General features: G+C 69.3%; 27 protein-coding genes. 13 read left to right on the top strand and 14 right to left on the bottom strand.

The genetic code is table 11. From position 1 onward, the window contains the following. Positions 1 to 58 precede the first annotated feature (58 nt). The 3 genes from ACIBGM_RS38165 (at position 59) to ACIBGM_RS38155 (ending at position 3,094) form a co-directional block, all read left to right on the top strand. A complete protein-coding gene (locus ACIBGM_RS38165) occupies positions 59 to 1,108 on the top strand; it encodes a hypothetical protein (protein WP_396388307.1) in 1,050 nt (349 codons plus the stop codon). A gap of 7 nt (positions 1,109 to 1,115) precedes the next feature. Next, positions 1,116 to 2,159 carry a hypothetical protein gene (locus ACIBGM_RS38160; protein ID WP_360537721.1) on the top strand — a complete coding sequence of 348 codons (1,044 nt, stop codon included), beginning with the start codon at positions 1,116 to 1,118 and terminating at the stop codon, positions 2,157 to 2,159. A 107-nt stretch (positions 2,160 to 2,266) separates the two neighbouring features. Further along, positions 2,267 to 3,094 carry a siderophore-interacting protein gene (locus ACIBGM_RS38155; RefSeq protein ID WP_396388306.1) on the top strand — a complete coding sequence of 276 codons (828 nt, stop codon included), beginning with the start codon at positions 2,267 to 2,269 and terminating at the stop codon, positions 3,092 to 3,094. Between the two features lie 7 nt (positions 3,095 to 3,101). Here the strand turns inward: ACIBGM_RS38155 and ACIBGM_RS38150 are convergent, their stop codons facing one another. Continuing rightward, a complete protein-coding gene (locus tag ACIBGM_RS38150) occupies positions 3,102 to 4,049 on the bottom strand; it encodes a hypothetical protein (RefSeq protein WP_396388305.1) in 948 nt (315 codons plus the stop codon). Between the two features lie 179 nt (positions 4,050 to 4,228). Here ACIBGM_RS38150 and ACIBGM_RS38145 point away from each other — a divergent pair, with 179 nt between their 5' ends. Then, positions 4,229 to 4,897, top strand: coding sequence for a class I SAM-dependent methyltransferase (locus ACIBGM_RS38145; RefSeq protein WP_396388304.1), 669 nt, complete (start codon positions 4,229 to 4,231; stop codon positions 4,895 to 4,897). On the opposite strand, the gene ACIBGM_RS38140 is transcribed toward ACIBGM_RS38145, so the two are convergent. Continuing rightward, positions 4,872 to 5,603 (bottom strand): hypothetical protein, encoded by a 732-nt coding sequence (locus tag ACIBGM_RS38140; protein WP_360537713.1) that lies wholly within the window; start codon positions 5,601 to 5,603, stop codon positions 4,872 to 4,874. The two genes, ACIBGM_RS38145 and ACIBGM_RS38140, sit on opposite strands and share 26 nt — an antisense overlap. Before the next feature lie 47 nt (positions 5,604 to 5,650). On the opposite strand from ACIBGM_RS38140, the gene ACIBGM_RS38135 reads away from it, so the two are divergent. Further along, entirely contained in the window at positions 5,651 to 6,541 is an 891-nt protein-coding gene (locus ACIBGM_RS38135; RefSeq protein ID WP_396388303.1) for an aminoglycoside phosphotransferase family protein, read from the top strand. A 12-nt stretch (positions 6,542 to 6,553) separates the two neighbouring features. Continuing rightward, on the top strand, positions 6,554 to 7,012 hold the full coding sequence (locus tag ACIBGM_RS38130) for a group II truncated hemoglobin (RefSeq protein ID WP_360537709.1): 459 nt from the start codon (positions 6,554 to 6,556) through the stop codon (positions 7,010 to 7,012). Here ACIBGM_RS38130 and ACIBGM_RS38125 read toward each other — a convergent pair. Beyond that, positions 7,009 to 7,653 carry a hypothetical protein gene (locus ACIBGM_RS38125; RefSeq protein ID WP_360537707.1) on the bottom strand — a complete coding sequence of 215 codons (645 nt, stop codon included), beginning with the start codon at positions 7,651 to 7,653 and terminating at the stop codon, positions 7,009 to 7,011. The two genes, ACIBGM_RS38130 and ACIBGM_RS38125, sit on opposite strands and share 4 nt — an antisense overlap. A 147-nt stretch (positions 7,654 to 7,800) precedes the next feature. On the opposite strand from ACIBGM_RS38125, the gene ACIBGM_RS38120 reads away from it, so the two are divergent. From ACIBGM_RS38120 to ACIBGM_RS38110, 3 genes are read left to right on the top strand one after another with little or no spacing between them, the layout of a single operon-like run. Beyond that, positions 7,801 to 8,859: a glycine betaine/L-proline ABC transporter ATP-binding protein gene (locus tag ACIBGM_RS38120; RefSeq protein ID WP_360537705.1), complete on the top strand. Its 1,059-nt coding sequence runs from the start codon at positions 7,801 to 7,803 to the stop codon at positions 8,857 to 8,859. Continuing rightward, the gene (locus ACIBGM_RS38115; RefSeq protein WP_396388302.1) at positions 8,859 to 10,811 is read left to right on the top strand and encodes an ABC transporter permease subunit; all 1,953 of its coding nucleotides are present in this window, start codon (positions 8,859 to 8,861) and stop codon (positions 10,809 to 10,811) included. The genes ACIBGM_RS38120 and ACIBGM_RS38115 overlap by 1 nt, the downstream gene beginning before the upstream one ends. Further along, positions 10,808 to 11,764 (top strand): ABC transporter substrate-binding protein, encoded by a 957-nt coding sequence (locus tag ACIBGM_RS38110; protein ID WP_360537701.1) that lies wholly within the window; start codon positions 10,808 to 10,810, stop codon positions 11,762 to 11,764. Before ACIBGM_RS38115 ends, ACIBGM_RS38110 begins: the two co-directional genes overlap by 4 nt. 51 nt (positions 11,765 to 11,815) lie before the next feature. Here ACIBGM_RS38110 and ACIBGM_RS38105 read toward each other — a convergent pair whose 3' ends face one another. Both ACIBGM_RS38105 and ACIBGM_RS38100 read right to left on the bottom strand, forming a co-directional pair. Beyond that, positions 11,816 to 11,980 (bottom strand): hypothetical protein, encoded by a 165-nt coding sequence (locus tag ACIBGM_RS38105; protein ID WP_360537699.1) that lies wholly within the window; start codon positions 11,978 to 11,980, stop codon positions 11,816 to 11,818. Positions 11,981 to 12,131: 151 nt separating this feature from the next. Then, positions 12,132 to 14,942, bottom strand: a complete 2,811-nt coding sequence (locus ACIBGM_RS38100) for a BTAD domain-containing putative transcriptional regulator (RefSeq protein WP_360537697.1) — start codon at positions 14,940 to 14,942, stop codon at positions 12,132 to 12,134. Between the two features lie 69 nt (positions 14,943 to 15,011). Between ACIBGM_RS38100 and ACIBGM_RS38095 the strand changes: the two genes are divergently transcribed. Beyond that, entirely contained in the window at positions 15,012 to 15,884 is an 873-nt protein-coding gene (locus tag ACIBGM_RS38095) for an NAD(P)-dependent oxidoreductase (RefSeq protein WP_396388301.1), read from the top strand. Here ACIBGM_RS38095 and ACIBGM_RS38090 read toward each other — a convergent pair. Together ACIBGM_RS38090 and ACIBGM_RS38085 are read right to left on the bottom strand one after the other, a co-directional pair. Further along, positions 15,876 to 16,130: a hypothetical protein gene (locus ACIBGM_RS38090; protein WP_360537693.1), complete on the bottom strand. Its 255-nt coding sequence runs from the start codon at positions 16,128 to 16,130 to the stop codon at positions 15,876 to 15,878. The two genes, ACIBGM_RS38095 and ACIBGM_RS38090, sit on opposite strands and share 9 nt — an antisense overlap. After that, positions 16,127 to 16,660, bottom strand: a complete 534-nt coding sequence (locus ACIBGM_RS38085; RefSeq protein ID WP_360537691.1) for a sigma-70 family RNA polymerase sigma factor — start codon at positions 16,658 to 16,660, stop codon at positions 16,127 to 16,129. Before ACIBGM_RS38085 ends, ACIBGM_RS38090 begins: the two co-directional genes overlap by 4 nt. Before the next feature lie 265 nt (positions 16,661 to 16,925). Between ACIBGM_RS38085 and ACIBGM_RS38080 the strand changes: the two genes are divergently transcribed. Continuing rightward, complete coding sequence (locus ACIBGM_RS38080; protein ID WP_360537690.1) at positions 16,926 to 17,522, top strand: ParA family protein; 597 nt, start codon at positions 16,926 to 16,928, stop codon at positions 17,520 to 17,522. 63 nt (positions 17,523 to 17,585) lie between these two features. Here the strand turns inward: ACIBGM_RS38080 and ACIBGM_RS38075 are convergent, their stop codons facing one another. The 5 genes from ACIBGM_RS38075 to ACIBGM_RS38055 are packed head-to-tail and all read right to left on the bottom strand — an operon-like array spanning position 17,586 to position 23,259. Continuing rightward, positions 17,586 to 18,776, bottom strand: coding sequence for an ROK family transcriptional regulator (locus tag ACIBGM_RS38075; protein ID WP_360537688.1), 1,191 nt, complete (start codon positions 18,774 to 18,776; stop codon positions 17,586 to 17,588). Positions 18,777 to 18,803: 27 nt separating this feature from the next. Next, positions 18,804 to 19,688 carry an oxygenase MpaB family protein gene (locus ACIBGM_RS38070; protein WP_360537686.1) on the bottom strand — a complete coding sequence of 295 codons (885 nt, stop codon included), beginning with the start codon at positions 19,686 to 19,688 and terminating at the stop codon, positions 18,804 to 18,806. 24 nt (positions 19,689 to 19,712) lie between these two features. After that, positions 19,713 to 21,359: a PHP domain-containing protein gene (locus ACIBGM_RS38065; protein ID WP_360537684.1), complete on the bottom strand. Its 1,647-nt coding sequence runs from the start codon at positions 21,357 to 21,359 to the stop codon at positions 19,713 to 19,715. 33 nt (positions 21,360 to 21,392) lie between these two features. Continuing rightward, on the bottom strand, positions 21,393 to 21,953 hold the full coding sequence (locus ACIBGM_RS38060; RefSeq protein ID WP_360537682.1) for a GNAT family protein: 561 nt from the start codon (positions 21,951 to 21,953) through the stop codon (positions 21,393 to 21,395). Between the two features lie 10 nt (positions 21,954 to 21,963). Then, a complete protein-coding gene (locus ACIBGM_RS38055) occupies positions 21,964 to 23,259 on the bottom strand; it encodes an XRE family transcriptional regulator (RefSeq protein ID WP_360537680.1) in 1,296 nt (431 codons plus the stop codon). A 229-nt stretch (positions 23,260 to 23,488) separates the two neighbouring features. Between ACIBGM_RS38055 and ACIBGM_RS38050 the strand changes: the two genes are divergently transcribed. Next, positions 23,489 to 23,662, top strand: a complete 174-nt coding sequence (locus ACIBGM_RS38050) for a hypothetical protein (protein WP_165553433.1) — start codon at positions 23,489 to 23,491, stop codon at positions 23,660 to 23,662. 349 nt (positions 23,663 to 24,011) lie between these two features. Here the strand turns inward: ACIBGM_RS38050 and ACIBGM_RS38045 are convergent, their stop codons facing one another. Beyond that, positions 24,012 to 24,416, bottom strand: coding sequence for a MarR family winged helix-turn-helix transcriptional regulator (locus ACIBGM_RS38045; RefSeq protein WP_360522974.1), 405 nt, complete (start codon positions 24,414 to 24,416; stop codon positions 24,012 to 24,014). Positions 24,417 to 24,463: 47 nt separating this feature from the next. On the opposite strand from ACIBGM_RS38045, the gene ACIBGM_RS38040 reads away from it, so the two are divergent. Next, positions 24,464 to 24,895, top strand: a complete 432-nt coding sequence (locus ACIBGM_RS38040; RefSeq protein ID WP_360522971.1) for a MarR family winged helix-turn-helix transcriptional regulator — start codon at positions 24,464 to 24,466, stop codon at positions 24,893 to 24,895. On the opposite strand, the gene ACIBGM_RS38035 is transcribed toward ACIBGM_RS38040, so the two are convergent. Then, on the bottom strand, positions 24,892 to 25,911 hold the full coding sequence (locus ACIBGM_RS38035; protein WP_360522968.1) for a GNAT family N-acetyltransferase: 1,020 nt from the start codon (positions 25,909 to 25,911) through the stop codon (positions 24,892 to 24,894). The two genes, ACIBGM_RS38040 and ACIBGM_RS38035, sit on opposite strands and share 4 nt — an antisense overlap. Positions 25,912 to 25,921 lie beyond the last annotated feature (10 nt).

Below are 25,921 nucleotides of genomic sequence, written 5' to 3'. Positions count from 1 at the left end.
CGAGCAGTGATCCGGAGGAGTTGTTGGCAGCGTGACAGCCCACTGTCACGCTGCCTGCATGTGGGCGAAACGAGTGATGGCGGCGCTGCTCACCGCGCCTTGGTTGTTGCTCGGACTGGTGCCAACCGCCCAAGCCGCACCGGATCCGAACCTGACGGTCACCAACGTGACCCTGAGCGGCACGTCGGTCGCGGTCTCCGGGCTGAACCTCGTGCCGCTGACCGCCACCGTGACGGGTGGGTACACCTCCAGCGAGCCGGGCGACGTGGACATGACGTTGTACGTCGTCCTCGAGCGCACCGGCGGGACCGGTCCGCTGCGGTACATGTTCTCGACCGACCTCAAGCGCATCTCGGGCACGACGCAGAACGGCGTCTGGCAAGGACCGCTGAACGTGCCGTCGACCGCGAACGGCACCTTCAAGGTCACCGGGGTGTACGCGATCCCGTTCGGGTACGTGCCTCCCGGGCCGCTCGATCCGACGCCGTTCGCCGGCCCGACCGTGACCGTGGCCGGCTACCACCTGCCGAAGATCACGGCGTCCGTGACGCCGAAGGCGGTGCCGTTCGGGTCGCCGTACTCGATCCGCTGGGCGGTCATCGACTCCGCGACCGGCAAGCCGTACGGGACCCGGATCCCGGTGCTCCTCGGGGTCGACAACGAGTGCGCCGAGTACGTCGGCGGCGTCGTCGCCCGGACCGACACGAACGGGCTCGTGACGCGGTCGTACCAGGCCGGGTGGGCCGACGCGCTCAACTGCCTGCGGCTGAGCGGCAAGCCGTTCGACATCAGCGGCCTCGGGCTGTTCGTGGCACGGCCCGGGATCGTGTCTGCGGTGCCGTCGAAGACGAGTGCGCCGGTCGGCACCATCGTGCCGGTCAACGGCAGCGTGGTCGGGCCGCCGACCGGGTGCCTCGTCGTACTGCAGCGGCTGTACGGCGCGACGCAGTGGCGTGGGGTCAGCTCGGGGAGCGTCCGGCAGAGTGGGCGGTTCACGGTGACCGCGCAGCCCGCGTACAGGGGCCTGATTCCGTACCGCGTGTACTTCCCGACCTGTAGTCGCTACCAGGCAGGCCTGAGCAAGGTCTTCTACATCCGAGGGACGTGAGCTGACAGTGATCAGACGAGTGATGGCGGCGCTGTTCGCAGCGCCTTTGGTGGGGTTGTTGCTGACCGCGATGCCGGCTGCGCACGCAGAGCCGGATCCGGCGCTTGCCATCACCGATGTCGACCTGGGCAGTCCGACGGTCGCGGTGTCCGGGCTCAACCTCGCGCCGGTCAAGCTGACGGTCAAAGCGAAGTACACCGGGGAGACGGGTGGCAGCACCACGCTCTTCGTCTTCCTCGAGCGGCAGGGTGGAACGGCCTGGCCCCGGACGTTGTGGTCGAGCCTTCTCCCGCTGAAGTCCGGCACCGTCCGGGACGGTGTCTGGGAGGGGCCGGTGTACGTGCCGTCGACTGCGAACGGGACGTTCAAGGTCACCGGTGTGCAGTTCGGTGGGTACCCGTTCCCCGGGGACTTCAGCGAGCCGACGCCGTACGACGGTCCCGCGCTGGCCGTCAGCGGCTACCACCTGCCGAAGATCACTGCCGCGGTGTCGCCGCGGATCGTGCCGCTCGGGTCGCCGTACTCGATCCGATGGGCGGTCACGGACTCCGCGACGGGTAAGCCGTACGGGACCCGGATCACGGTGCTGCTCGCCATCGACAACGGGTGCGCCGAGGACGCGGGCGGCTCGGTCGTCCGGACCGGGACGGACGGCATCGTGACCAAGGCGTACACGGCGGCCGACGCGCCGTGGGTCAACTGCCTGCGGATCACCGGCAAGCCGACCGACATCGCAGGGATGGGGCTCGCGGTGGCGCGGTCGACGTACGTGACCGCGGCTCCGTCGAAGGCGAGCGCTCCGGTCGGGACCGTCGTACCGGTGAACGGCTCGGTCGGCGGCGCTCCGTCCAACTGCAAGGTCTGGCTGCAGCGGCTGTACGGCGCGACGCAGTGGCGATCGGTGAGCTCGAACGCGGTCCGGCTGAGTGGCCGGTTCACGGTCAGCGCGCAGCCGGCGTACAAGGGGCTGATCCCGTACCGGGTGTACTTCCCGGCCTGCCAGAACTTCCAGTCCGCAGTGAGCAAGGTGTTCTACATCCGCGGTCTCTGAGACGACGGTACGGCGGCCTGGGACGGGTGAGCTAGCCTGAGTTAGGTAGTCCTAACTTGCTGGCCTTGACCGGGCCGCCCGACGTACTCCGAGAGGACCGTGGTCCCGTGACCAGCCCCGCACCTCGCCGCAACCGCGTCTGCAAGCGCGCGGTCGTCCGCCGTACCGAGCGAATCACCCCGCACATGATCCGGGTCGTGCTCGGCTCCGACGACTTCGTGGACAACGGCTTCACCGACCACTACGTGAAGCTGCTGTTCGGCAAGCCGGGCGTCGAGTACCCGCAGCCGCTGGACATGGGCGTGATCCGGGAGACGTACCCGTCGGAGCAGTGGCCGACGATGCGGACCTACACGGTGCGCAACTGGGACGAGGACAGCCGCGAGCTGACCATCGACTTCGTCCACCACGGCGACGAGGGCGTGGCCGGTCCGTGGGCCGCGGCGGCCCAGGCGGGTGACGTGCTGTGGTTCAACGGCCCCGGTGGCGCGTACGCACCGGACGCGGAGGCTGACTGGCACCTGCTGGTCGGCGACGAGAGCGCGCTGCCGGCGATCGGCGCCGCGGTCGAGCAGTTGCCGCCGGGCGCCCGGGCGACCGTCCTGCTCGAGGTGGAGGACGAAACCGAGGAGCAGAAGTTCAACGGCTCCGGCGAGGTCAACGTGATCTGGTTCCACCGCGCCGGCAGCTCGTCGGGTCGCGGTGACGCACTGGTCGCGGCCGTCGAAGCTCTGGAGTTCCCCGCGGGCGACGCTCAGATCTTCGTTCACGGCGAAGCCGGCTTCGTCTTCCGCATCCGCAAGAACCTCTTCACCGACCGCGCCCTCCCCCGCGACCGCGTCTCGCTGTCCGGCTACTGGCGCCTGGGCAAGAACGAAGACGGTTGGCAGGCCGAGAAGGCCGAGACCGCCCGCAAGGAGCGCTCGGCCTCCTGACGCGCGGTCACAGACCGCGGATGTAGAACGTCGGGCTCACCCCGGTCTGGTACCTGCCGCAGGTTGCGAAGTAGACCCGGTACGGGATCAACCCCTTGTACGCCGGTTGAGCGGTCACGGTGAAGCGGCCGCTCTGGCGGACGCTTCCGGTGCTGACCCCACGCCACTGGGTCGCGCCCGTCAGACGCTGCAGGAGCACCGGACAGCCGACCGGCGGGCCGAGCACGTTGCCGTTGACCGGAACGATGGTGCCGACCGTGGCACTGGTCGCCGACGGCACCGCCGAGACGATTCCAGGGCGGGCGACGATCAGGCCCAGCGTGGCGATGTTGAACGGCCCGTTCCGGATCAGGAGACACTGGTTGTCGTTGGCGGCCGCTGCGGAGTACGCCTTCGTGAGCAGCCCGCTCGTGCTGGTCCGCAGTGTGTTCGGACCGAAGGCTTCCAGGCACTCGGCGTCGCTGGCCAGCAGGACGCCGATGCTGGTCCCGTAAGGCTTGCCGGTCGCCGAGTCCGTCACCGCCCAGGTGATCGAGAACCCGGATCCGAACGGCACGACCGGCGGACTCACCTTCGTGGTGAGCCTCGGCAGGTGGGAACCAGTGACGGACACCGTCGGCCCGTCGAACGGCGTCGGATCGGTCATGTCGGGAACGGGGAAGAACGCGCCCGCTTCCACACCCGTCACCTTGAACACGCCGTGCGCCGTGGACGGGACGTTGACCGGTCCGGCCCACACGCCGTCCTGGGTGGTGCCGCTGATCCGCGGTAGGTCGGTTGAGATCATCCGCCGCAGCGGGCCGGTCCCGCTGGTCCGCTCGAGATAGACCACCATCGGAAGGTTCGCGTCGTTCGGGTCGGTGGAGGCGTAGCCCGCCGTCACTGTGATCCGAACCGGCACGGTGTTGAGACCGGACACGGCGACCGCACTCGGGCCGAGCGTCACGTCCGTCACTTGGAGCAAGGGATCCGGAGCCGCCTGCGCTGCAGGTGCGCCGACGAGTTGGACCCCCACCACTGACGCTGTCACAAGCGTCGCCAGTACTCGTCTTGCCCACATCCTTGCAGCGTGGCACTCGCGCCATACGGTGCAAAGATCTCAACCAGTACGGCCTCCCCGGCGTCGTACCGACCATGGCTGACCCCGCATCATTCGACCGTTTCGCCCCCGCCTACGACCGCTTCATCAGCCTGCAACCCGGCCAGAACTCCGACTGGGTAGCAGGCCTCGGGCTGCGCGGCGAGCGGGCGCTGGACGCGGGCTGCGGATCCGGCCACGCGGCCGTGCGCTTGGCCGACCAGTTCGACGAGGTGCTCGGGGTGGATCTCAGTGCGCCGATGATCGAGATTGCCCGGGCGAAGCGGGCGCGGGGGAATGTCGAGTACCGGGTGGCGGATGTGTTCACGGTGGCGGAGCGCGGGTTCGATCTCGTGTACAGCCACACGATGATGCATCACCTGGCGGACTACCGGGGTGGGCTCGAGTATCTGAAGTCGTTGGTGCGGGTGGGTGGGACGGTCGCGGTGGTGGACAACGTGTGTGATCTGTACCCGACGCCGCCGCGGGCGGCGTACCTGATCGGCGCGTGGCGGGGGTTTCCGGAGCACATTGCCAAGCTGGGGTGGCGGGACGCGTGGTTCGAGTTCCGGTTCTGGCACAGCCGGCCGTGGCTCGACCACCTGGCGAGTGATCGGTACCTGTCTCGGGCGCAGTTCCGGGAGTTGTACGACGCCGTGTTCCCCGGTGCGCAGTACACGGATCTTGGGTGGGCGTTGGCTATGCGGTGGACCTGCGGCGGTTGAGGAGGTCGATCAGGGTGGTGGCCTGGTTGGTGGGGAGGACCCAGTCGTCGCCGGAGGCCTGCAGGATGACGGCGGGGCCCTCGGTGACGATCGGTGGATGCGGCAGCGGGATCGGGAACTTGAGGCGTTCGACTCCGCTGAGCGCGACCTCGAAGACACCGGTGATGCTGCTCAGCGGATAGGTCTTGCCCAGGTCCTCCATTCTCTGCGAACGCAGCACCGGCCGGCTCTGGATCGTGAAGCTGTCCGCGCCGAGCAGCACCGCGGTCAGCTGCAGCCCGCGCAGCCGGAAGATCAGCTCGTACGGCGTATCCGCCAGCTCAGGCACGACGGGCACCAGCAGAACCCGATCGGCATACCGGGCCAGCGCAGCGCCAGCCACGATCCCCACCAGCAACGCAGGCAGCGCCAGAAAGACCGGCCACCACACCCCGACCGCCAACGGGAACAACGTCACGAACAACCCGCCGACCGCCCCGAACAGCCCACCGATCCCGGCCCACCACCGCGGCTGGTACCGATGCCGCCGCCGCAGCACCCACCCGAGCACCAACATCCCGACCGGCACCACACACCCGATCCACACCACCGGCGACCCCGCCGTACTGATCCAGATTCCGATCCCCAGCACCACCACCGGAATCCCCAAATAGATGCCCGCGACAACCCGCCGCACCCGCCGATCCCGCCGCTCCATCTCGCTCACGGGGAAAACCTAAGCAGATTCGTGTCGAAGGACCTACTGTGCACGTGATGATCGAGATTCCCGCGAAGCTGGTGACGAATCACGGCAAGACGTCGCCCGAGTGGCTGGCCGGATTGCCGGGAGCCGCGGCGGAGTACGTCGATCGGTGGCAGTTGGCGGTCACCGGTCCGCCGTTGAACGGCGAGGCTTCGCTGATTCTGCCCGTCGTACGGCGGGACGGTGCCGAGGCGATGCTCAAGCTTCAGCCGGTCAACGACGAGAGCGAGAGTGAGGCGCTCGCGCTGCGGACCTGGAGCCGTGACGACGTCGTCGAGGTGCTCGAGGACGATCCCACGACGTCGACCATCCTGCTCGAGCGGCTCGAGCCGCGGACCCTCGACGACCTGCCGGACCACGTCGAGGCCACCCGGATCCTGGCCGAGCTGCTGACCCGGTTGAGCGCCGTGCCCGCACCACCTGGAGTACGTCGGCTCGCGGACGTCGCCGGCGCGATGGTCGAGGACGCGCCGGCCCTGATCCCGCTGCTGAGCGATCCGGCCGAGCGACAGTTGGTACGGCGCTTCGTCGCGCAGGTGACCGAGTTGCTGCCGGAGTCGGGCGACCGGCTGCTGCACTGGGACCTGCACTACTACAACGTGATGGCCGCGCAGCGGCAGCCGTGGCTGGTGATCGACCCGAAGCCGCTCGCCGGCGATCCGGGGTTCGAGGTCTTCCCGGTGCTGTGGAACCGGTGGGACGACCTGGTTGCGACCGGCGAGCTGGATCAGGCGATCCGGGACCGGTTCGACCAGATGCTCGAGGTCACCGGGATCGACCGCGACCGGGCGCTCGGCTGGACCGCAGGCAGGATCCTGCAGAACGTGCTCTGGGACACCGAGGACGAGGAGACCGCGATGAACCCGGTGCTGCGAACCATCGCCGATGCCCTCCGGATCTGATTACATCATTACATGACGACTCCGACGCTGTACGAGTGGGCCGGTGGGCACGCGGCCTTGCGCCGCCTGACCGAGGTGTTCTACGACAAGGTCCTGGCCGACCCGCTGCTCGCGCCGGTGTTCGCGCACATGAGTGAGAACCATCGCGAGCACGTGGCGATCTGGCTCGGCGAGGTGTTCCGCGGGCACAGCCGCTACACCGACGAGCTCGGCGGCTACCCGGCGATGCTGAAGCACCACCTCAACCTCGGCCTCACCGAGGAGCAGCGCTCCCGCTGGGCCGCGCTGATCGCCGCCAGCGCAGACCCGGCCGGTCTGCCCGACGACCCCGAGTTCCGGTCCGCCTTCGTCGCGTACGTCGAGTGGGGCACGCGGATCGCCCTCGCCAACTCCCAGCCCGGCGCGACACCTCCGCCGCAAGCGCCGGTGCCGCATTGGGGTTGGGGCGAGGCTCCGCCGTACCAGCCCTAGGGCCGCCCGACCCAGGTCCGGCGGACCGAGTGGACGACGAGCAGGACGATGGACGCGAGTGCGGCGACGCCGGCGACGATCCCGATCACGACGGACACCGCGAGACCGGCCTCGAACGCATCGGCGACGAGGCCGGCCAGCGCGCCGACCAGAGCCGCGACGATCATGCTGACGAGCAGCGCGATGCTCGACAAGTACTGCGTGGCCGGGATCCGGGTCCGCTTGGCGCCGTACGTCCGCATGATTCCGGCGACGTCCTCACCGTGTCCGGTGATGAAGTAGGGCTCGAGTTCCGGTGCGATGTCGAGGTAGCCGCGCCGCAGCTTGTTCATCCCGACCACCAACTCGACGTCCTCGCTGTTCAGTTGCACCAGCCGGATCACCGTGGCCACCCCGATCACCACCAGCAACGGGACGATCAGCAGCGCGAACACCCGGAAGCCGACGCCGAAGTCGGTGCTCTGCGCCACCAGCGCCAGCGCTACGACCGCCGCCGACACCACCGTGACGAACCAGCTCGCGCGGCTGAAGCTCTCGCTCCAGGCCAGGCTGCGAGTGGCCAGCAGACTCCAGTGCTCGGTGGACAGGATCTGCGCCCGCACAGCCGGTGGAGCTGGGGCCGTTGGGTCGTCGTCGGGCATGTACCCTCCTCGGTCCGATGCTTCAGTGTCGCCGACCAGGGGTGCTTTGCTGACGGAACAGACACCCGCGACAGCGCTACGGGCCTGCGGGTTGGATACAGTCGCGGTTCACGATGATTCCGCTTGCGGGGATGCGAGGGTGAACCTGTGACCGCTCAGCTCGAGTATCCCGAGGTGCAGGACAGCAACGCGCTGTTGTCGATCCAGGGGCTGTGGAAGGTGTTCGGCCCGAAGGCGCAGCGGGTGCCGCACCGGCCCGACCTCGCCGCCCTGGACCGCGCCGCCCTCTACACCCGGACCGGATGTACGGCGGCCGTCCGCGACCTCAGCTTCGACGTCGCGCCCGGTGAGGTGTTCGTCGTGATGGGCCTGTCCGGGTCCGGCAAGTCCACCCTGGTCCGCTGTCTCACGCGTTTGATCGAACCGACCGCCGGCAGCCTGATCTTCGAGGGCGAGGACCTGCGCGCGGCCGACGAGAAGCGGCTGCGGGCGCTGCGCCGGAGCAAGTTCTCGATGGTGTTCCAGCACTTCGGCCTGCTCCCGCACCGCAAGGTGATCGACAACGTCTCGTACGGCCTGGAGATCCGGGGCGAGAGCAAGCCCGATCGCCGCCGCCGTGCCCAGGAAGTGATCGACCTGGTCGGCTTGGCCGGCAACGAGCACCTCTACCCGGAGCAACTGTCCGGCGGCATGCAGCAACGCGTCGGCCTGGCCCGCGCGCTCGCCAACGACCCGGACGTGCTGCTGTTCGACGAGCCGTTCTCCGCACTCGACCCGCTGATCCGGCGCGAGATGCAGAACGAGGTCGTCCGGCTGCACCGCGAGGTCGGCAAGACGATGGTGTTCATCACCCACGACCTGTCCGAGGCGCTCCGGCTGGGTGACCAGATCCTGCTGATGCGTGACGGTGGCGCGGTCCAGCTCGGCACCGGCGACGAGCTCGTCGGAGCGCCGGCCGACGACTACGTGCGCGACTTCGTCCGTGACGTACCGCGAGCCGACGTCCTGACCCTGCGCTGGATCGCCCGCACGCCGCGGCCCGAGGAGCCGCTGGACGGACCCGAGCTCGGACCTGACGTGCTGGTCCGGGAGGCGACCCGGCTGGTGCTGGAGGCGGACCGCCCGGTCAAGGTGGTCTCGAACGGCACGCTGCTCGGTGTGATCGGCGACCAGGAAATCCTCGCGGTCGTCGCGGACACGAACTGATGGCCTCGATCACTGGGTCGGTCGAGATCGAGGTACGGCGACCACGCCGCAGCGTGATTGTCGGTGTCCTGCTCGTCGTCTGGGTCGCGGCGTACTTCGTGCTCCGCGGGATCGACACCCTCGCGCTCGGCGGTCAGGAGACGACCGCGTTCCACCGCTGGCTGACCGATCACCGTGACGACGTCGGCCAGGGCAACCCGGTCTTCGACGGGATCCGGGTGGTCGTCGACCAGTTCGTCGTACTGCTGCAGAACGTTCTGTCGCAGGCGTCGTACGGACGGCCGGTCCCGGTCATCGGCTGGCTCGGGGTGGTCGCGGTGTCGGCGTACCTCGCGTGGGCGTTCGGCAACTGGAAGGTCGCGCTGCTGACCGCCGGCGGGCTCGTGTTCGTCGGGCTGCAGGGGCTGTGGCAGGAGAGCATGGACACGCTCGCGCTGACCATCGCGGCCGTGCTGCTGTCCCTGCTGATCGCGATTCCGCTGGGGATCTGGGCCGGATTGTCGGACCGCGCCTTCAAGGTCGCCACGCTCGTCCTCGACCTGATGCAGACGCTGCCGACGTTCGTCTACCTCGCGCCGCTGACGCTGTTCTTCGCGATCGGCCCGGCCGCGGCCACGATCGCGACCCTGATCTACGCGGCGCCGCCGGCGGTCCGGCTGACCGCGCACGCGATCCGGTCGGTCCCCGTGGAGAGCGTCGAGGCGTCCCGGTCGCTCGGGTCCACCCGGGGCCAGACGCTGACCAAGGTGCTGCTGCCGATGTCCCGCAGTACGGTCGTCGTCGGCATCAACCAGACCATCATGGCCGCCCTGTCGATGGTGACTGTGGCCGCGTTGATCGACGCGCCCGGCCTCGGCCAGACGGTCCTGAAGGCCCTGCAGACGCTCGATGTCGGAGTCGCGTTCAACGCCGGCCTGGCGATCGTCGTGCTCGCGATCGTGCTCGACCGGGTCACCACCGCGGCCGGTGACCGGCCGTGGCGTACGGCGAGCATCCGCCGGAAGATCCTGCTCGGCGCGGGAGCGGTCGGGGTCCTGATCGCGATCTGGTTCTCCCGGACCTACGTGTGGGCGGCCGAGTTCCCGACGTCGGTCAACATCGGCTCGCGGATCGCGGTGATCGCCTCGGACGTGACCGCTTGGGTGCAGGGCACTTTCGGCGGTTTCACGTACGGCGTCCGGGACGCGGTGACGACGGGATTGCTGAACCCGCTGGAGGCGTTGCTGACCGGCTCGCCCTGGTGGCTCGTCGCCGCATTCGTCGTCGCGCTGGCCGCAGTACTCGGGCACTGGCGCGGAGCAGTCCCGGCCGCGGTGTGCTCGTTGCTGCTGGTCGCGACCGGGGTCTGGCACGACAGCATGGTCACGCTCGCGTCGACGCTGCTCGCGACGGTCGTGGTGGTCGGGGTCGGGCTCGCCCTCGGTGTGTGGGCCGGGCGCAACCATCGGGTCGATACGTGGATCCGGCCGGTGCTGGACGCCGGGCAGACGATGCCGCCGTTCGTGTACCTGGTGCCGTTCCTGGCGCTGTTCGGCACCAGCCGGTTCACCGCGATCGCGGCCGCCGTCGTGTTCGCTGTACCAGTCACTACCAAGATCGTTGCTGATGGCATCAAGGCGGTGCCGGTGGCGACCGTGGAGGCGGCGAACTCGGTCGGGTCGAGCAGCTGGCAGGTGATCAGCAAGGTGCAGCTGCCGGTCGCCCGGCGCGCGATCACGCTGGCGGTCAACCAGGGCCTGATCTACGTGCTGTCGATGGTGGTCGTCGGCGGCCTGGTCGGTGCGGGTGCACTCGGGTACGACGTGGCCGCCGGATTCGCGCAGAGCGAGCTGTACGGCAAGGGGCTGGCCGCCGGAGTGGCTATCGTCCTCCTCGGCGTACTGCTCGACCGCGTGACGCAGGCGGCGGCTCGCCGTACCCAGAATTTCCACAGAAGAGGAGACAAGCGGTGAAGAAGCTCCGGTACGCCGGCGTTCTGACGGCCGTGGCACTCGCGCTGGCCGGGTGCGGTGGCGAGAAGGTCGGCTCGCAGCAGCCGGCCGCCGACGACGGGAAGGAGTGCGGCACTTTCAACCTGGCCGTCAGCCCGTGGGTCGGGTACGAGGCGAACGCGGCCGTGGTCGCCTACATCGCGACCAAGGATCTCGGCTGCAAGGTGGTGAAGAAGAACCTCAAGGAGGAGATCTCCTGGCAGGGCTTCGGCACCGGCGAGGTGGACGCCGTCGTGGAGAACTGGGGTCACGAGGACCTGAAGAAGAAGTACATCGAGGAGCAGAAGGTCGCGGTCGAGGCCGGCTCCACCGGGGTCAAGGGCGTGATCGGCTGGTACGTGCCGCCGTGGATGGCGCAGCAGCACCCGGACATCACCGACTGGCAGAACCTGAACAAGTACGCCGCCCTGTTCAAGACCTCGGAGTCCGGCGGCAAGGGCCAGTTGCTGGACGGCGACCCGTCGTACGTGACCAACGACGAGGCGCTGGTGAAGAACCTGAACCTGAACTACAAGGTGGTGCAGAGCGGTAGCGAGACCGCGCTGATCCAGGCCTTCCGGGACGCCGAGAAGAACAAGAAGCCGCTGCTCGCCTACTTCTACGAGCCGCAGTGGTTCTTCGACGAGATGAAGCTGGTCAAGGTCGACCTGCCCGCGTACAAGGCCGGGTGTGACGCGGACCCGGCCAAGGTCGCCTGCGACTACCCGCCGTACGACCTGGACAAGGTCGTGTCGAAGAAGTTCGCCGACTCGGGCAGCCCGGCGTACGACCTGGTGAAGAACTTCCAGTGGACCAACGAGGACCAGAACGCGGTGGCCCGCTCGATCGCCGTCGACAAACTGACCCCCGACGCCGCCGCCGAGAAGTGGGTCAAGGAAAACCAGTCCAAGGTCGACACCTGGCTCGGGAAATAACTACACCTGGGTAGTAGTACAAGCTGTTTGTGCCACAAGCAGCTTGTACTACTACGAACCCCCGCGTTGACCGCGCCTGCGCGATACAGCTCGCACGATGCTGTAGACGGCGCCGGTGGCGAAGAGCAGCCCGATGGTGGTGAACACTCCGCCAACCACCAGCGATGCGGTCACGCCTAGTTGCGCCCGCTGCGGATGGTCCGGGTCATAGAGCACCTCAACGATGGTCCCGTTGGCGTGTGCGGCTGTCTGCCCGAATCGGTATTGGTCCCAGAGGTAGTAGGAACCGCCGACAACCAGCCCGAGGCCCAAGGCCAGACTGGCGATCTTGCCCCAGTGCGCCCCAAGCAGTCTCTTGAGCCCCCCATCACCCCAACAGTCCCTGGTTGTGGCGGATGCGGTCGATGTCGAAGCGTTCGGCGGGTGGGAGGGGGGTGCCTACCTTGGTGCGGAGGGCTTCGGCTTCGGCTAGGAGTTGTCGGGCGCGGTCGGGAGTGGCGGCCGCGCCTGCCAGGCCCTCGAGGGCGAGGGCGATTGCTCGCTCGTCGCCGACCTGGACGGCCGCTTCGTAGCCGCGTTGGTGGAGGGCTTGTGCTTTCGTGAAGTCGCCGCGTTGTTCGGCGATGAAGCCGAGTTGGGCGAGGACGAAGGCGATGCCCGGGGTGCCGCCGACCTGGGTGAGCCAGTCGAGCCACTTGGTGAAGCGGGCCTCGGCCTCGTCGAGTCGGCCCTGGCGGCGGGCGGACAGGCCGAGACCGACCTCGGCGTACTCCTCGGCCGACCTGTTGGACTGCTCGACCGCCAGCCGACGCGCCCGCTCGTGCAGTGCGTCGGCACGGTCGTGGTCGCCCGTCAGGTAGGCAATCCGGCCCAGCCCGGAGGTCCGGAACGACACCTCGGTCCACAGGCCGAGCTCCTCCGCCTGCTGCACGGCGTCCGTCAGGTAGCCCTCGGCCGTCGGGTAGTCGCCGCTGATCTCCGCGGCCACGATGAGCGAGTACGTCGCCTGCAGGCGGCCCCACGCATCGCCGAGCTCATCGAAGAGCTCCAGACTGCGCCGACCGTCTCGCACCATCGCAGCGAGATCCGCGTGCACGATGTTGAGCTGCGCCCGCGTGCTGAGTGCAGCAGCCAGGCCCCAGCGGTCGCCCTGCTCGGTGAACGCCTCGATCGCCTGGTCGATCCGCTGCATCAGTACGGCGGCATCGCCGTACGCCCACTGCGTGGTGGTCAGGAACCACAGCGCGTGCGGATCGTTCCCGGCCAGCGCCAGCGCATCGTCGGCGGCTGCGGCGAGATTGGAGCCCTTGGCATCGGTCGCGGTCATCCCGACCTGCCAGACCGTCGCGGTCGCCCGGTCCGCCGGGTCCTGACCGGGTACGGCGAGGGCCGCCGCGATGGACCGCCTTGCCTCACCCAGTCGGCCGCGGAGGTACCAGTACCAGGCGAGTGCGTTGACCAGCTTCAGCGACGGAGCTACTTCCAGGGCGGCCCGGAAGTTGGCCGCCTCCTGGTCCAGGCGATGAAGCCAGCTGCGTTGCTCTGGTCCACGCAACTCGGCGCGTTGGGCCAGCGCGAGGTAGTACTCGGCATGACGTTGCCTGGTCGCCTCAACCTCACCGGCTTCCGCAAGTCGCTCGAAGCTGTAGGCCGCGATGGACTCCAGCAAGCGGTAGCGACCCCCACTCGCGACCACTAGAGATTTGTCGACAAGAGGCAGCAGTGCGTCCCGCTGGCTGACCTCGGTAGCCGCCTCCAGTGAGAAGGTGCCGGCGTGCACGGCCAGTCGGCGCAGCATGACCCGCTCGTCGTCGTCCAGCAGCTCCCAGCTCCAGTCGATGGTTGCCCGCAGCGTCCGTTGCCGCTCTGGAACACCGCGACCACCCGACAGCAGTCGGAACCGGTCGTCCAGCCGGTCCGCCAGTCCCTGCACACCCAGCGCCCGTACGCGCGTCGCCGCAAGCTCCAACGCCAGCGGTATGCCGTCCAGCCGCCGGCAGATCGCTCTGACCGCCTCCGAGTCGTCGACCCCGGCGCGCACAGTGAACAGGTCGGCCGCCGACCGCAGCTCGAGCGGCTCGACCTCCAGCACGCGCTCACCGGGCAGACCCAGCGGCTCCCGGCTGGTCGCGAGGATGCGCAAACCCGGTACGCCGCTCAGCAGCCGCTGCACGAGGTCCGCGAGGTCCAGATGCTCGCAGTTGTCGAGAAGCAGCAGGACCGGCCTTGTGCCGAGTGACTCGATCAAACGGGACAGCAGGTCGTCCGACTCGTCCCGCAGACCCACTGCCGTCGCCAGCGCATCCAGTACGTCGTCCTGCCGGAGCGGAGCCAGCTCCACCAGTCGCGTCACGCCTAGGTGGCTCCGGCCCAGTTCCAAAGCCAGTCGGGTCTTGCCCACGCCACCTGGTCCCACCAGGGTGAGCAGGCGGTGCTGCCGCAGCAGTGCGGTCGCGTGCTCGACGGTGTCAGTGCGACCGATCAGGTCGTTGAGCGGAGCGGGAAGCGCGGACGGTTGCAGGGACGGGTCGTGGCGCAGGATCGCGGCGTGCAGTTCGACCAGCTCGGGTCCCGGATCGGCGCCGAGTTCGTCGGCTAGCTGCTCGCGCAGGTCCGCGTAAGAGCGCAGTGCGTCGTCCTGTCGTCCAGCCCGGTAGAGAGCCCGTAGGTGGATGGCGCGGAGTCGCTCGCGGAGTGGATGGCGGCGTACCAGCGCAGTCAGCGCTGGGAGATCGCCGGTCTGCTCCAGGAGGTCCTCGGTCGCGGCGAGGCCTAGCTCCTCCAGGCGGTCGCGTGTTGCGCGGGCGAACTCGTGGTCGGGCACGTCGGCGTACGCGGGCCCGCGCCAGAGGTCGAGCGCCTCGCGGAGCCGGCCGGCGGCGACGAGCTCCTCGAAGATGTTGCTGTCGACAACCTCCGCGGTCAGGGTGTAGCCGGCCGGGCCGTGGGCGACGAGGGCGCGGCTCCCCGGTTCGGCTCGGTCGAGCGCCGTCCGGAGCTGGGAGATCCGGGCCTGCAGCGTCCCGGTGGCGTTGCGCGGCGGGCGGTCGCCCCAGAGGTCCTCGATCAGCCGGTCCGCCGACACCGGCTGCCCGCGATGAGCCAGCAGGTCGAGCAGCAGCGTGCGGACCTTGGTGTCGGGTACGGCGACCGGCGTACCGGCATCCGTCCTGACCACGAGAGGTCCCAGCACGCCGAAGTACATAAGCCGTAGTAAACCCGTAGCGCGATTTCGCACGATCGGCGCATGAGTTCTCGAGAAGCAGTCACAGTGATCGGCCTCGGCGCGATGGGATCCACCATGGCCGGGGTCTTCCTCGCCGCCGGCCACCCGACCACCGTCTGGAACCGGAGCGCGGGCAAGGCGGCCAAGCTCGTCGCGGCCGGTGCGGTGGAGGCGGCGACCGCGGCGGAAGCGGTGGCCGCGAGCAACCTGGTGGTGATCAGCCAGGTCGACTACATCGCGATGGACCAGTCCCTGGAGGGTGTGGACCTCACCGGGAAGGTGCTGGTCAACCTCAGCTCGGACAGCCCGGAGCGGCTGCGGTCGGCGAGCAAGTCCGTCGCCGAGCGCGGCGGCACGCTGGTGACGGGCGGCATCATGGTCCCGCCGCCGGGCATCGGCCAGCCGGGCGCGTACGTGTTCTACAGCGGTCCGCCGGAGGCGGTCGAGGCGCACCGGAAGACGCTCGAGGTGCTGGCGCGCGCCGACCACATGGGCACCGACCCCGGGCTGGCGATGCTCTACTACCAGGCCATGCTCAACATCTTCTGGAGCACGCTGATCAGCTATTTCTACTCGACCGCACTGGTCGGTGGAGCCGAGCAGGTCCGGCCGTACGCCGAGGCGATGCTGCGGGACCTGGCCGAGGACGGGCCGATGGGCTTCATCCGCATCCTAACCGCGGAGCTCGAGAAGGGCGAGTCCCCGGGTGGGGAGAACAACCTGCACATGCAAGCGGTCGGCGCCGAGCATGTCGTGCAGGCGTTCGAGGAACTCGGCCTCGACGCCGGCGTACCGCGCGCCGTGGCCGCGCTGTTCGCCCGCGCCGACGCAGCCGGCCACGGCCTGGACGGCCTCAGCTCCCTGATCGAGGTGATCCGCAAACCGTCACTTTGATGACACGGTCAGCCTGCATCGGCCGTCGTCGCAGTTGCGTTGGAGCCGGCCGCGCGAGATCGTCTGGGCCAGGCCGATCGCCCAGCACATCGGGCATCCGCGCAACGCGACGACACCGACCGGCAGAAGCAGCAGGCTGACGAGTCCGATGCTGGGCAGGAGAGCGAACGCACTGACCAGCCCGCCGAAACCGACCGCGCCACGGGCCAAGTGCCGGAGCAGCGACGTACTGGCGAAGTCGGTCATCGCTTGTCTCCCAAGGTCTCCCGGACCGCCGCGCGAGCGCGGTGCAGACGTGACTTCATCGCGGCCGTGCTGAGGCCCAGTGCGTCGGCGACCATCGGTCCGCTGTAGCCCTGAACGTCCCGCATGATCAGCACGTGGCGCTGATCCGGAGGCAAGCCGGCGATCGCCGCCGCCACCTCGGCCGCTTCGAGTTGGCGCAGCACCTCGTCCTCGGCCGATGCGGTGACGGTGTCCCGGGCCAGCGGCTGGTCCCGCATCATCCTGCGGGCGCGGCGCAGGCATTCGTTGCGGACAATCCGGAACATCCACGACGTCAGCGCGCCGGTGGCCCGCAGCATCCCGACCTTGCGGTACAGGATGATCAGGGCCTCCTGCGCTGCGTCCTCGGCGTCCTCCGGTGTGGCGCAGAGCGAGTGGGCAAAGCGCCGTACGGTCGGGTGCGAGCCGGCGACCAACGCGGTGAGGGCGTCGACGTCGCCGTCCTGGGCGGCGACGATCAGCCGGTCGTCGGGCCAGGTCCGTTCAGCCACGGGCCCGCCCGCGGCGGCGCAGTACGACGAAGCTGCAGGTGCAGAGCAGCACCACTCCGGCAGCGATGGCCAAGACGATCGCGACGGTCATTCCTACCTCCAGGTCGTGGTCGATACGGGGGTAAGAGGCGGGCCGGCGCCGAAAGGATTCACGCCTGAAGGCCGCTTGAGCTTGTTCACACGGGCCACGGGCAACTATCACGATCTGCGGGAGCAACGCCGACGACACGCCGGATTTCGGACAAAACCAGGTAGCGTCGGTCCCATGATCATCGTGACAGCTGCACTGAAGGGCGGGGTCGGTAAGACAACCACGTCGGTGTACTTGGCCGCGCTGGCATCTTCCAACCGTCGCACATCCACTCTGGTCGACGCCGATCCGCAGGGCAGCGCCGCCGACTGGGTCGCGGATTCGGAGGACGGTCAACTGTCCCGCGTCGAGGTCGCGGAGGCGCCGACCGAGCGCCTGCTGAACAAGGCCCTGGACAAGGTGCCGCCGGAGGGCATCGGCATCGTGGACATGCCGCCGTCCCACGAGCGACTGCTGAACAAGGCGCTCGAGCGGGCCCGGATCGTGGTGCTGCCGACCCGCGTCGGCGGTGTCGAGACGCCCCGGGTGAAGGCGGTGCTGGACCTGGTTCCGGACCACATCCCGGTCGGCCTGGTGATCTGCTCGGCCCGGACGTACACCCGCAGCTACCAGGACGCGATGCGGCAGTACGCCGAGGAAGGCATCCCGGTCTGGGGCACGATCCCGGAGCGGGTGTCGATCACCGCGGGCCCGACCGGCCCGCTCGCGGCCGACGGCCTGGAGTCGTACAAGAAGGTCTGGCGCAAGATCCTGGCCGCCGCCCGTAGTTGACCGCCTGCAGTTGACCGCCCGCGACGGGGTTGGGTCCGTGCACTCGCTCGCGGGCCCAACCCCTCAGCGCTGCAGGGGTGGCTCGCCGCGGACGTAGGAGCGGATCACGGTGGCCGCGGCGCCACGGGCCCAGTCGTCGAAGGTGTGCGAGCGCAGCATCAGCCGGCAGTCCCCGGCGGCGCCGAATGCGTGCTCGGCGAACGCCCGCCGCATCCGCTCCTCGTACAGGTCGTACTCGGCGACGCCCTCGCCGGCGATCACCACCAGCTCCGGCCCGACCAGGTTCACCATCGCGGACACGGCCGACCCGATCACCTCGCCGGCCCGGTCGAAGGCCTCCCGGGCGTGCTCGTCGCCCTCGTGTGCGAGCTTGATCGCCCCGGCCAGGTCCAGGTCCGGCCGGCCGGTCGTCTCCCGGGTCCGGGTCAGGATCGCGTCCGACGACGCGACCGTCTCCACACAACCCCGCCGCCCGCAGGTGCAGACCAGCTCACCGGGGGCCAGCGGAAGGTGGCCGAGCTCGCCGGAGACGCCGTACGCCCCGGACACGACCTCGCCGTTGATGTAGAGGCCGCAGCCGATCCCGGACCCGATCGTGACGACCGCGAACGAGTCGGCGTCCACCCCGACTCCGAACCACTGCTCGGCCACGGTCAGCGCGCGGACGTCATTCGTGACAAGGATCGGCACGTTGAGCCGCTGGGAGAGGAGTTCGGCGACCGAGACGTCCCGCCAGCCCATCAGCGGCGAGTGCCGGACCACGCCGTGGCGCGCGTCGACGTCGCCGGACACCGCCACGCCGATCCCGATCAGTGGACCGGCCTCGACCTCGTCCGACATCAGCTCCTTGGCCAGCTCCGCGAGCTGCTCGATCACACTGTCCGGCGCGGTGTCGTCCAGCGGCCGGTGCTGCACGGTCAGGATCCCGGCGGTGAAGTCTGTGGTGACGCCGATCAGCGCAGTGGGGGTGACCTTGAGGCCGATCACCGAGACGCTGTTGCGGATCACGGTCAGCGGGCTGACCGGACGGCCGATGCCGAGCTGGCTGTCCGCCTCGGCCGGCGTGGCGGGCTGGTCGGTGACGAACCCGGCCTCGATCAGCGGCGCGACCGCCTTGGTGACGGCCGCCTGGGACAGCCCGGTCCGGCGTGCGATCTCCACTCGCGGGATCGGTCCCTGGGTCAGGATCCTGGTCAGCACCTCGACTCCCGCCGGCGTGGCCAACGGGAGTGATCGATGCGGACGCAGCGGCACGAGAACAACTTACCGGCGAGTCGGCCGCTAGGCCTCGATATTCCCCAGGATGGGCGACGTCAGTGCCCACCGAATCGTCCGGGTGAGCCCTTCGCCGGCCGCGCGGACGACGGTTGCCTCGGCCAATGGCAGGTACGGCAGGCGCAGCGGCCACCGCGTCCACCACGGCAGCAGGCCGACCGCGGCGGCGGTGAGGACGCCGTACGCCGGTCGCGCGACCATTGGAACCGGCGGGTGGATCAGCATGAAGCGGGCAGCCTGCCGGGCCTCGGTGGTGCCTCGCAGCTCCGGGCGGTACTCGTCCAGCAGTTCGCGTAGCTCGGCCACTGTGGTCGGTGGGTCGATCACTCCGAGCTTGCGTGCGACCAGCGCCGCATCCTCGACGTACAGGTCTTGCTCAGCTGCGTCGAGCGGCTGCACGCCGTACGTCTGGTGAGCTGCCAGGAAGCTGTCCACCTCCGCGACATGCACCCACTTCAGGAGGTGCGGGTCGGACGCCCGGTACTTCACACCGTCCGGACTGGTCCCCCGCACCCGTTCGTGGACACCCTTGACCCGCGCGATCGCCTCCTCGGCGTCCGGGACCGCGCCGTACGTCGTGATGGCCAGGAAGTAGCTGGTACGGCGCAACCGTCCCCACGGATCGCCTCGGTAACCGGAGTGTGCCGACACTGCGGCCATCGCCAGTGGGTGCAGCGACTGCAGCAGCAACGCGCGGAGCCCACCGGCGAACATCGCGGCATCGCCATGCACCCGCCGGATCGGCCGGTCCGGCTCGAACCAGCGCGGTCCGGGTGTGTTGTGCACCCGGCTCCGCTCAGCGGCCGGGTCCGGCCCGGCCACCTTCGTCATGATCATCCGCGCCAACCCGTCCCTCAACGGATCCAGCGGTCCTGCGATGGTGGCGGCCATGCCTCCAGTGTGCCTTGGGGCTGTCTACACCACGTCGATGAAGATCGGGTTGGTGTAGAGCCAGGTGTCCAGCCATGGGTCGCCGTCGTTCGTCGGGTGCTGGATCGGCCCGGCCGGGTCGATGCGGCTGCCCAGGTACCCGGGCCCGTTCCGCTTGCCGTCGCTGCCTCGCACCCGCACGTACTGCGACCGCTCTGCCTTACCGAGCGGGATGCGCAGAGTGTAGGTGCCGGACTGCCGCCGTACGTCGACCTGCTCGACGACTCGGGTGTCGGGGGCCTTCCAGCTGTCTCTGGCTGCCGTCGGCCCGGCCACAACACCACGGATCACGTCCACGTGTGCCAGTCTCGGCAGGACGCCATGGAAGTTCGGCCGGGACGCACTGGTCACGGTGACGCGCAGCTCCAGCTGCTGACCCCTATGGACCCGCAGGCGACCGCCGAGCGTCACACCACGCTGCGACGCACCAACTGGAGCAAGCCGTACGTCGATGCCGTCGACCAGCTGACCGTGGTCGACCCAGACGCGGCCGGCCCGCAGTGCAGCCATCACCTCGAGGTAGCCGTACCGCGTCACGCCTACATGCGTGCGGCTGAACTGACCCGGCCAGAAGTCGCTGCCGGGCTGCGGCACACCGGAGTCCGTCGGCGACGGCTTCCAGCCGAGGCTGTCGAAGTTCTCGCCGGGCGGGAACGCCCCGTCCTTCCAGGTGTCCCAGATGGTCCGGTGGTTGTCGCTGTTCGACGTGATCGAGAACAGCCGGCCCTCGGCGAGCATGGAGTCCCACAGCCCACCGACGGTCGCCGTGGCCCAGTCGAAGCCGCCGTACGTGCGATACGCGTCGGCCGGGTAGCCCGGGAAGCTGTTGGCGCTCGGTGCGTTGACGTACTCACCACGCTGGGCGTTGGTCGCTCCGCGGTATGCGACCCACGCCGGGTCCGCGTCGCCCTGCGAACCGGGCGCGCCCTCCATACCGATGCAGACGCCGGTGTCGCGCCAGTCGCGCAGCTCGTAGGGAGCGTCGATGCCCAGCCGCAGTGGGTGGTTGGCGAGCACCAGCACGTCGTCGACGTACCCGCTCTGCTTCTGCCCTGCGAGCCACTGCAGTGCCTTGACGGCGTTCTGCTCGTTCGCCGGGTTGCCCTCCGCGCGGCCGGTCAGCTTGCCGTCGTACTCGCGCTCGAACTGCTGGAGCAGGGCGACGTTGTTCGGGCCGGGCGCGACCAGGACGGTGCCGTGCTCGGCGGCCGGGATGTACCACTCGAGGCCTTGGAAGATCAGCATCCGCGGGTTCTCGGCCCGCGCCTTCAGAACCTCGGCGTTCTCGGCCGCGGCGCCCTTGTCGGCGTGGCCGAAGTTGCTGTGCTCGGTGAACGCCATCCAGTCCAGCCCGAACTGCGCTCCCCGCTGTGCCAATTGGCTGAAGTCGTACTTCGCGTCATGGCTGTAGCGGGTGTGCACATGGTGGTCGCCGACCAGGTAGACCAGGTCGGGGTCACTGCCCGAGCCGGTGGTGGCCGCTGCTTCCGCCGTACCGATGGCCGTCGCGGCGAAGCCCGCTCCCAGCAACCCGGCGCCGCGGATCAGATTCCGCCGGGACACCCCCTGCGCGTCCAGTGCCGTTTCCGGCACCTCCGGATCGGCCCACTCCGGCACCTGCTGCGTCGACATGACGCGCAACCTTGCTGGTCATGACAAATGAAGTCAAGGCTTCCGGCGACCGCCAGGTGAACGGTCGGCGTATTCGTGCTCCAGCAGCGAGTAGAGCAACGAGTCGCGCCAGTCCCCGTTGGTGAAGACGTGGTGCCGGATCCGGCCCTCGTAGCTGAACCCGAGCCGCTTCACGACAGCGATCGAAGCCTCGTTGTCGGGGCCGATCGCCGCGCTGACCCGGTGCTTGCCGAGCGGGCCGAAGGCGAACCGGAGCAGCACCCGGGACGCGTCGGTGGCGTAGCCGCGGCCCCAGTGGTCCGCGTGGATCGCGTAGCCGAGGTGCACGGCCCGCACCCCGGTCGGCCCGAGCCGGGCGAAGCCGACCACCTTGTCGTCGTCCTGGCGGGTGACGGCGAGCAGGTAGTCCGGCCGGTCCTCTTGCGCGGCCCGCTCGACGATCGCGGCCAGCGCCTTCTCGGCCGCGGCCCGGTCCCGGCTGTCGAACGACATCCACGACGTCACGCGGTCGTCGCCGACGATGGCCAGGTAGTCCTCGAGATCAGCTGTCCGGAACTCGCGCAGGGTCGTCAGGTCTCCGGTCAATGAGTCCATCTGGGAGAAACTACCGGGGGAACGCCTGCATCGGCGTCCGGGTGAACGTCTCGATCTCTTCCTGCAGCTCGCGGGCGTCGTCGGCGCGACCGGACTGCCGCAGCGCCTGGTGGACCCGGCGGGCCGAGTGCACCACGCCGTTGATCCGGCGCTCGGCGGGCAGGCCCAGCACCGGCGCGATCGCGTCCGCGGCGCCGTCGAGCTCACCGCTGACGATCCGGGTGATGGCCATCGCGGCCTGGCTGCCGGCGGCGTCGCCGAAGGCCCACTCCGGGTGGTTCTGGTCGTTGTAGGCGTCGACGGCCTGGCGGGAGTACCGCTCGGCCTGGTCGACCTCGCCGGGCAGCCAGGCGAGCGCGTCAGCCGCGTAGTACAGCTGCCGGTTGCGGCCGAAGGTGCACAGGCCGCCCATGTCGTCGAGGTCGTCGTTGCGAACCGTGTTCCAGGCGTTCTCGGCGCGCTCGAGGGCGGCGCGGGTGGCCTCCGGGTTGCCCAGCGCCGCCCAAGCGCGGGCCTCGCTCACCGGCAGCCAGACGCTGGTGGTGCTGTTGGCCTGCTCGGCGTACCCGGCGCCGAGCTGCGCGTACCGGACCGAGTCGTGCGGGTTGCCGGCCCAGTAGGAGACGAGCGACTGTAGGCCGCGCACCCAGGCGCGCAGGCCGTGGTGGTCGGCGTTGTCGGCGCAGAGGAACGCGGTCCGTGCCTGGGTGAGGGCGGCATGCGGGTTGCCGAGGTCGTGGGAGGCCTTGGCGAGCAGACCACCGGTCACACCGCCGAGGAAGTACAGCTGCCGCAGGTGCTCCGGACGTTGCCGGCTCTCCAGCAGGGCGAAGATCAGATCCTGGGTTTCGACCAGCTGGCCGAGGATCTCCGGCAGCGGGCGCTGCGGGTATGCCTTCGCGACGTGGCGCACGTCGTCGTACACCTGTTCCATGGCCTCGCTTCCGAGACCGGACTGGGCCGCGAGGGCAAATGCCCTCGCTCGGCTGGCAGCCATGTCGAGAACCTCCATCTCAGTACCTGTCGTGATCCGTCCACTCGCGGCAGGTGCCGGCACCACCTGGGCGGCCTGATCGGGGACGTACGGCGCGAGGAGCTCCTCGACCGGCTTGCCGAACATGCGTTGCAGGGTGCGCCGGGTCTGAGGAGTGGTCCCTGCGCGCTCGCCCGATGCGAGGCGACGCAGGTGCCGCTCGGTGATGGTTCCACCCAGCTCGACGAACTCGGCGACGATCTCGGAGTAGGTCTGGTTCCGGCGCTGGATCAGGTGCGCCAGGACCGTCTTTGGCGCGTACCTACCCGCCATCGTTCCTCCAGTTCACGTCAGTTCAGACGTTGTCTCGACTGATCCCTCACGACAAGGTGCGGTCCCCCAGATGTCCGCGAGAGGACCGGAAGAGGTCCGGCAAAGGTCCGGTCCAGGTCCTAGAGCGGTCACGTTGGGCTCGTGCACCATTACTGCCATGACAACCAGTAATTCCAACTGGTTGCAAGGCCTGAGAGTTACGGGGTGAGAGGTAGTGACCATCGCGGAGATGACGTCGAGACAGCACCGCCGAAGGGTGCGGGTCTGGTTCGGCGAGCATGTGATCGCGCAGTACGTCGCGGAGGCGCCGCTGGCGGCCCGCTACGAGCAGGCGATGCGGAGGCGTTTCGCCGGCCTCCGAGTCACCAACGACGTACTCGGTCCACTCGACAGCACCGACTGAAAACCTGAATTTCCGGGTCCTCCTCAGACCCGGTCCGCTGCGCCTGGAGTCTCCTCACGTTCAGGAGCAGCACCTGGAAGGTCCGGGGCACTCCTCAGTCCCGGGCGAAACCCGAGGTGCGGTCCGGAGCACTCCTCAGCTCCGGACCGCACCGCCCACCGACCCGGCTGGGCCTGGCGGCTGAGTCCCTGTATCGCCGCCGCCCAGCCGTTCCAACCACCTCCTGGCCGACACCTCGGGCCAGGCGGGGAGTGTCCTGGGCGGCAGGACACCGCGTGGCTCGTGACACCTCACCACGAGCCGCCCCCGAGGTGGCCGGTTCCACTGTGTGACCGCCGCGCCTGGGCGGTCACACAGTGGATCCACTCAGATTGCCGGCCAGTTTCTGCAGTACGCCGATCGTCGCCGCGTACTCCGTGCCGGTGATGCCCGCCGTCACCCGCTCGCGCTGCGCCTGGACCTTGCCCCTCAGCCCGTCCAGCGCAGCCTGACCCGCGGCCGTCAGGCGCCCGTCTTGCAGCCAGCCGCGTGCGGTCAGCGGGTCGACGGCGGCGCTCAGCTCCTCCGGGCCGCCGGTCAGGAACGGCGCGAGCGCGACCGCGATCGGCTCCGGGCTCGCGGCCGCGTTCAGCGCCTGCCACTGCCGGCGGTTCAGCCCGTCCGCGGCGAGCAGCCGCTCGAACGACGCCTCCAGCAGGCGGTCCACCTCCTTCAGCCACCACCCGATAGGCTTGTTGTCATCTGACATATACATGTCAATCAACATATATCTCGACAGGGCTGTGGACAAAGGAGTTGGCTGTGGACAACTCGGATCCGGTGGCCGTGGTGGAGGCGGCGATGATCGCGGTCCGCCGGCGGCAGACCCGCCGTACCATCGCCGTGCAGTCCGGTGGACCGGATCCGGTCCAGGAGGTCCTCGACGCGCTCGAGGCGGCCGGTCCGGACCCGATCGGCGTCAACGGGGTTGCGGCTGCGCTCGGTGTGGACCAGCCGCGGGCCAGCAAGCTGGTCGCCGCCGCAGTCTCGGCAGGCCTGGTACGACGGGAGGCGGACCAGGCGGACGGCCGTCGTACGAACCTGGTGCTCACCGAGGACGGCAGGGCCCAGCTGGAGTGGGTGCACGAGTACCGGCGGGAGCGGTTCGGTCAGGCGATGGCGGACTGGACCGACGGCGAGCGGCAGACGTTCGCGGACCTCCTGAGCCGCTTCGTGACCGCGCTGGACCGCTAGCTGTCCGCTTCAGGTCCGGTGACGTAGACAGCGAAGGGTGCGTCCGGCCGGACCTCGGTGGTGCCCTCGACCAGGCCCTCTGCGGTGATCTCGCCGGCGTAGGTCATGCCTAGGCGTTCCATGACCGCGCGGGAGGCCAGGTTGTGCCGCTCGGTGAACGCGATCACCTTCGTCGCGTTCAGTGTGCGAAAGGCGAAGTCCAGCCCGGCACGGCCGATCTCGGTCGCCAGACCGCGGCCACGCGCCGACGCGGCGAGTGCCCACCCAAGCTCCAGCCGGTCGGTGGCCCAGTCCGGTCCGACCAGGTCGCTGATGGCTGCAGTCACCGGGGCGTCGGCCGGGATCCGGGACATGCCGCCTCGTCCGGCGAGTGCTCCGGTGTCACGCTCGTATGCCATCCACTTGTGCACACCGTCGGCCTCCCAGCGGGCCTGCGCCTCGGTGGCCCGCCGTACTGCGTCCTCCACGGACAGGGTCTCGGCGTACCAGTGGGCGACCCAGGGGTCGGCGTACAGCGTGACCAGGTCCGCGGCATGTCCTGGCAGGACCGCGCCTGGACCGGTCAGCGGTTCGAGGCGGAGGCGGTCGGTGAAGCGGGTGCGGACCACGTGCGCCACGATGTCGCGCAGCCTGCGGTCGCCGTCGGTGCGGTTCACCATCATCAGCTCGAGGTCGTCCGGTCCGACCCAGGCGCCCGCATCGTGCTTACCCTCTTCGAGCCGCGGCCGGCTCAGGTCTCCGTCGACGGTGATCAGGTAGTCGAGCTCACGCCGTACGCGGCCTTCCCACTCCCACTCCCAGTCGGCGGCGGTCCAGACGATGTCCCGGACCTTCCAGCCGGTCTCCTCCTCGACCTCACGCCGCAGTGCCTCCTCCGGCGTCTCGCCCGCCTCCAGGTGCCCGCCCACCACATCCCAGATCCACGGTAGCAACCGCCGCTCCGCCGTACGCCGCTGCACGTAGACGCGATGCTGCTCGTCCTGGATCAGTCCACCCACGCAATCAACAGCCTGCATGAACCCAACC

This window comes from Kribbella sp. NPDC050470, assembly GCF_044458365.1.
Classification (GTDB): domain Bacteria; phylum Actinomycetota; class Actinomycetes; order Propionibacteriales; family Kribbellaceae; genus Kribbella.
Note: the sequence above shows the minus strand (reverse complement) of the source record. Positions and strands in the feature narration are given on the sequence as shown.

Excerpts from the sequence above, each read along its gene's own strand:
- ACIBGM_RS38080 (WP_360537690.1), top strand. The coding sequence starts at position 16,926 with ATGATCATCGTGACAGCTGCACTGAAGGGCGGGGTCGGTAAGACAACC.
- ACIBGM_RS38115 (WP_396388302.1), top strand. The coding sequence starts at position 8,859 with ATGGCCTCGATCACTGGGTCGGTCGAGATCGAGGTACGGCGACCACGC.
- ACIBGM_RS38035 (WP_360522968.1), bottom strand. The coding sequence starts at position 25,911 with ATGCAGGCTGTTGATTGCGTGGGTGGACTGATCCAGGACGAGCAGCAT.
- ACIBGM_RS38135 (WP_396388303.1), top strand. The coding sequence starts at position 5,651 with ATGATCGAGATTCCCGCGAAGCTGGTGACGAATCACGGCAAGACGTCG.
- ACIBGM_RS38070 (WP_360537686.1), bottom strand. The coding sequence starts at position 19,688 with ATGGCCGCCACCATCGCAGGACCGCTGGATCCGTTGAGGGACGGGTTG.
- ACIBGM_RS38050 (WP_165553433.1), top strand. The coding sequence starts at position 23,489 with ATGACGTCGAGACAGCACCGCCGAAGGGTGCGGGTCTGGTTCGGCGAG.
- ACIBGM_RS38130 (WP_360537709.1), top strand. The coding sequence starts at position 6,554 with ATGACGACTCCGACGCTGTACGAGTGGGCCGGTGGGCACGCGGCCTTG.
- ACIBGM_RS38165 (WP_396388307.1), top strand. The coding sequence starts at position 59 with ATGTGGGCGAAACGAGTGATGGCGGCGCTGCTCACCGCGCCTTGGTTG.
- ACIBGM_RS38125 (WP_360537707.1), bottom strand. The coding sequence starts at position 7,653 with ATGCCCGACGACGACCCAACGGCCCCAGCTCCACCGGCTGTGCGGGCG.
- ACIBGM_RS38045 (WP_360522974.1), bottom strand. The coding sequence starts at position 24,416 with ATGTATATGTCAGATGACAACAAGCCTATCGGGTGGTGGCTGAAGGAG.
- ACIBGM_RS38060 (WP_360537682.1), bottom strand. The coding sequence starts at position 21,953 with ATGGACTCATTGACCGGAGACCTGACGACCCTGCGCGAGTTCCGGACA.
- ACIBGM_RS38055 (WP_360537680.1), bottom strand. The coding sequence starts at position 23,259 with ATGGCGGGTAGGTACGCGCCAAAGACGGTCCTGGCGCACCTGATCCAG.
- ACIBGM_RS38095 (WP_396388301.1), top strand. The coding sequence starts at position 15,012 with ATGAGTTCTCGAGAAGCAGTCACAGTGATCGGCCTCGGCGCGATGGGA.
- ACIBGM_RS38065 (WP_360537684.1), bottom strand. The coding sequence starts at position 21,359 with ATGTCGACGCAGCAGGTGCCGGAGTGGGCCGATCCGGAGGTGCCGGAA.
- ACIBGM_RS38090 (WP_360537693.1), bottom strand. The coding sequence starts at position 16,130 with ATGACCGACTTCGCCAGTACGTCGCTGCTCCGGCACTTGGCCCGTGGC.
- ACIBGM_RS38145 (WP_396388304.1), top strand. The coding sequence starts at position 4,229 with ATGGCTGACCCCGCATCATTCGACCGTTTCGCCCCCGCCTACGACCGC.